This window comes from Peribacillus sp., assembly GCF_059453735.1.
Genome location: NZ_JAZVJO010000326.1, coordinates 1 through 4,215, shown reverse-complemented (window position 1 = coordinate 4,215; position 4,215 = coordinate 1). Strand labels below are relative to the sequence as shown.

General features: G+C 39.6%; 4 protein-coding genes. All 4 read left to right on the top strand.

The features are described 5' to 3' along the window. A partial coding sequence (locus AC52RT_RS10325) for a DUF2529 family protein (RefSeq protein ID WP_495540667.1) occupies window positions 1–178 on the top strand: 178 nt, incomplete at its 5' end. Window positions 179–674: 496 nt separating this feature from the next. Continuing rightward, complete coding sequence (locus tag AC52RT_RS10320; RefSeq protein WP_495540666.1) at window positions 675–1,136, top strand: PadR family transcriptional regulator; 462 nt, start codon at window positions 675–677, stop codon at window positions 1,134–1,136. Between the two features lie 15 nt (window positions 1,137–1,151). Further along, the gene (locus tag AC52RT_RS10315) at window positions 1,152–2,894 is read left to right on the top strand and encodes an ABC transporter ATP-binding protein (protein WP_495540665.1); all 1,743 of its coding nucleotides are present in this window, start codon (window positions 1,152–1,154) and stop codon (window positions 2,892–2,894) included. Further along, window positions 2,887–4,215: ABC transporter ATP-binding protein (locus AC52RT_RS10310; protein ID WP_495540664.1), on the top strand; the 1,329-nt coding region annotated here is incomplete at its 3' end. The genes AC52RT_RS10315 and AC52RT_RS10310, both read left to right, overlap by 8 nt.

Here is a 4,215-nt window from a genome sequence, read left to right as displayed (position 1 = left end):
TCCATCCGATGAACCAACACTAGTAGAACTAGCGGATGTACATATTGACCTAAACTTGAAAAAAGGATTAATTCCTGACGAATCTGGAAATCGCGTGGGAATACCCCATTTAATGACTGCCTTATTTGCTTACTATGGAATTAAGTTTACCCTGGAAGAAATTCTTCAAGAATTTTAAAAAAACAGCCTGAACCAAATGGTCAGGCTCAGACTGTAGACAAACTCGGGTGAGATTTAAAATCGAGATGTTGATTTCCATTCCAGGCGCATCGCTTTCCGCGGGCGGGCGGTGAGCCGCATCAATGCTTACACTCCTGCGGGGTCTCACCTGTCCCGCTGTTCCCGCAGGAGTCTTCACGCCTTCCACTTCAATCAACTGACTTTCTAAACTTAAAAGTAAAAGACCTATTTTTTGTGGTAATAAGGAGTATTTTCGAAACCACTTGAAATGGTAATACTAGATCAGCTTGTTCCCACTCAAAAAATCCAAAAGAGGTTCGGAATGAAACCATTCCGAACCTCTTTTGTCTACAAACTGAAACACTCATTATGAGTGTTTCTTTTTTGTAGTGCCGAGAATTGGGCACTTATAAATGATGAAACCAATAGATATATCGTTTGTTTTTAACCGTTATATCGGTTAAAATTGTCGATATAGATAGGTGGTGAGGTTTATGAAAAAAAGAAGAGGGTTTATAAAGTCAGCGATCTTGCATTTGCTTAAAGAGGAATCAATGCATGGTTATCAAATTATGAAGGAATTAGAGAGTCGTTCTGACGGACTTTATTCAGCAAGTGCGGGTACAATTTATCCTGCCCTTCAGGAATTATTGGAAAAGGGATTGATAAATCTTGAGTCTGATTTAGAGAAAAAGATTTATTTTATTACGGAAGAAGGCAAGGAACGGTTAAATGAGTTTCGGAAACGAGAAGAGGAAGATTTTTGGGCAAGTTGGAAGGATCAAATAATTTGGCGGAGCTCAAAAGAATTTGTTCAGTTAAAGACTGCTGTTGATCAGTGGGAAGAAGAAATGCATAAAGCGATGAAACGAGTACGAAGGAACCCAGTAATCGCTGCAGAAATGAGTGCCTTTTTAAATGAAATGACAGAGCGTTTGAAGATAGCTAACAAATAGAGAGGAGGGATTTCCATGAAGTCTTTGAGGAAACTGCTTCCTTATATAAAGCCCTATACGCTTTTTGCCATTTTGGGTCCGTTACTGATGTGTATAGAAGTAGGGATGGATTTACTACAGCCGACCATTATGCAGCATATTATTGATGTGGGAATTGCTGAAAATGACAATGGCTATGTCTTAAAACTTGGGATGCTCATGTTATTGACTGCTTTTGTTGGTTTAATCGGCGGGGTGGGAAGTTCAATTTATAGTACGAAGGCAGCTGTTAATTTCGCCACAGATATACGCCGGGATGTGTTCAAAAAAACAAAACAATTCTCTAACCAAAATACAGATACTTTTGGTACTGGAAAATTAATCACCATCGTGACGAATGATATTGCAGCCGTTCAGCAGGCAGTCATGATGATCTTGCGGATTTTTGTACGAGGACCGTTAATGTTTATCGGATCTGTAGTTATTGTCTGGTTGACTGCACGTGAGTTATTCCCTGTATTACTACTTACGATTCCGATCCTTATTGTTTGTATCTATTATTTTTCTTCTAAATCGGGGAAATTATTTGTGAAAGTGCAACAAGGGATGGACCGGATTAATATAAAGCTTCAGGAGACATTGGCAGGGATTCGTGTCATAAAAGCATTTAATCATGAAGGGTATGAAAAAAAACAGTTTAAAAGTATGAATGATTTCTTAATGGAGAGAAATCTTTCTGCAGAGCAAGTTATTCTCTCTTTAATGCCCATTATCTTGTTCGTGGTAAACATCGGCATGGTTGCAGGGATCTGGATGGGTGCAATAAAAGTAAATGAAGGCTCTCTTCAAATCGGTGTGATTTTAGCGTTTATTAATTACCTGAATATTATGATGAATGGGTTGATGTCAAGCAGCAACGTGCTGATGCAAATAACTCGTTCCTTTACATCAGCAGATCGGATTGGACAGGTGCTTGATACAAACATTGATATTACAGAACCTGCAAATCCTGCTTCACTGCCAGAAATTCGAGGTGAAGTGGAATTCAAAGATGTCAATTTCAGTTATAGTAAAAATGGAGAATATGTATTGAAAAATATATCATTTGCAGCGAAATCAGGTGAGAAAATTGGTATTATTGGGTCCACAGGCTGTGGGAAATCAACACTCGTTAAACTGATTCCGCGTCTTTATGACCCTGATTCTGGAGCGATTCTTATTGATGGCGTAAACATTAAGGAATATCCGTTGGAAAAACTGCGTAAGGCGATTGGGTTTGTGCCGCAAAATGCTACACTGTTTTCTGGAAGCATTGAGGATAATTTATTTTTTGGGAAAGAACAGGCAACAAATGTAGAAATGGAACAGGCAGCACAGTCTGCGTCTGCACTGGAATTCATTGACCGATTTGAAGATACATTTGCTCATGAAATCATGCAAGGCGCAACGAATCTTTCTGGCGGGCAAAAACAGCGTTTATCAATGGCTCGGGCCTTTATTCGTGAACCGAAAATATTGATTTTAGATGATTCAACATCAGCCATTGACGCCCTAACAGAATCAGCAGTGCAACAGGCGATAAAACGAAATCATCCAGAGACGACAGTTTTTATCGTTTCTGCCAAAATTTCATCCCTGATTGATGCTGATCAAATTCTTGTTATCGAAGATGGAATGGTTGCCGCAAAAGGAACTCATGAAGACTTACTCGCTGAAAGCAGCATTTATCGTGACATCTTTGCCACACAAAATGGAAAGGAGGAGGTCTCTTATGAGTAAAACGTCTGTGCAGGCGCCGGATGTAATTGGTCGTGCTCGCGGACCAAGAGGTTTTGGCGGACCAGTCGTTAAAGCAAAGGATAAAAAACAAACGATGAAGCGGATATGGCGATATATGGAGAAGGAAAAAGCAGCACTGATTGCAACCATCATCTTTGTCATCATCTCAACATTATTAGGGTTACTAGGACCTTATTTAATTGGACTTATCATTGATCAATACATTCTTCCAAAAGATATGGCGGGTACCTTTCGGTTTTTAATCATACTCGCTGTGGTCTATACGGTATCGTCTATATTTACTTGGCTGCAAACCTATTTGATGGTCCGAGTTTCCTTACAGACGATTCGGAACATACGCCAAGATTTATTTACCAAACTTCAGACATTATCGATCAAGTTTTTTGATAAACATCCACATGGTGATTTGATGAGCCGGGTGACAAATGATATTGACAGCTTGAACAATGCACTCAGCCAAAGTGTCATTCAATTATTTTCGTCCATTTTGATGGTAGCTGGGGTGACCATCGCCATGTTTTCACTTAATTGGGTGCTGGCTATTGTGACACTGCTGATTATCCCTGTGATGGTCTATTCGACCAAACAAATCATTACATACAGCAGCAGTAACTTTATTAAACGCCAGCGGGATTTGGGTGAGTTGAATGGGTTTATTGAAGAGTCCATTTCGGGGAACGAAGTCATTTCACTTTTTGGGAAAGAGGAGAAAATGTTTACCGAATTCTCTAGAGTCAATGAAAGACTGCGTTCCTCTACCATTGCAGCAGATACCGTTTCGGGATTTCTCGGTCCAATCAACAACTTTATTAATAATTTGGGACTTGGATTAGTGATTGGAGCGGGTGCATTTATGACGCTTCAAGGTAGTGCAACTGTAGGGATTATCGCGGCTTTCGTCGCCTATTCCCGTCAATTCTTTCGGCCCATTAACCAGTTATCAAGTCTATTAAATATGTTTCAATCTGCCATAGCGGGTGCTGAACGGGTATTCGAAATTATGGATGAAACTCCGGATATAGTGGATCAGGAAAACGCAAAAGACATAAACTCCTTAAAAGGGAATGTAGAATTTACCAATGTGTACTTTGGCTATGACGAACATAAAACCATCTTGAAAAATATTAATTTTCATGTGAAAGCAGGAGAGAAAGTTGCCTTGGTAGGTCCGACTGGTTCAGGTAATACGACCATTATTAATCTGTTAATGAGGTTTTATGAAAGTAATTCAGGGGAGATAAGAATTGATGATACGTCAATTAAGGAGTATAAAATCAGTGCGATCAGGAAAAAAGTCGGC

Bases quoted from the DNA above. Each gene is read 5' to 3' on its own strand.
- AC52RT_RS10320 (WP_495540666.1), top strand. From the start codon at position 675: ATGAAAAAAAGAAGAGGGTTTATAAAGTCAGCGATCTTGCATTTGCTT.
- AC52RT_RS10315 (WP_495540665.1), top strand. From the start codon at position 1,152: ATGAAGTCTTTGAGGAAACTGCTTCCTTATATAAAGCCCTATACGCTT.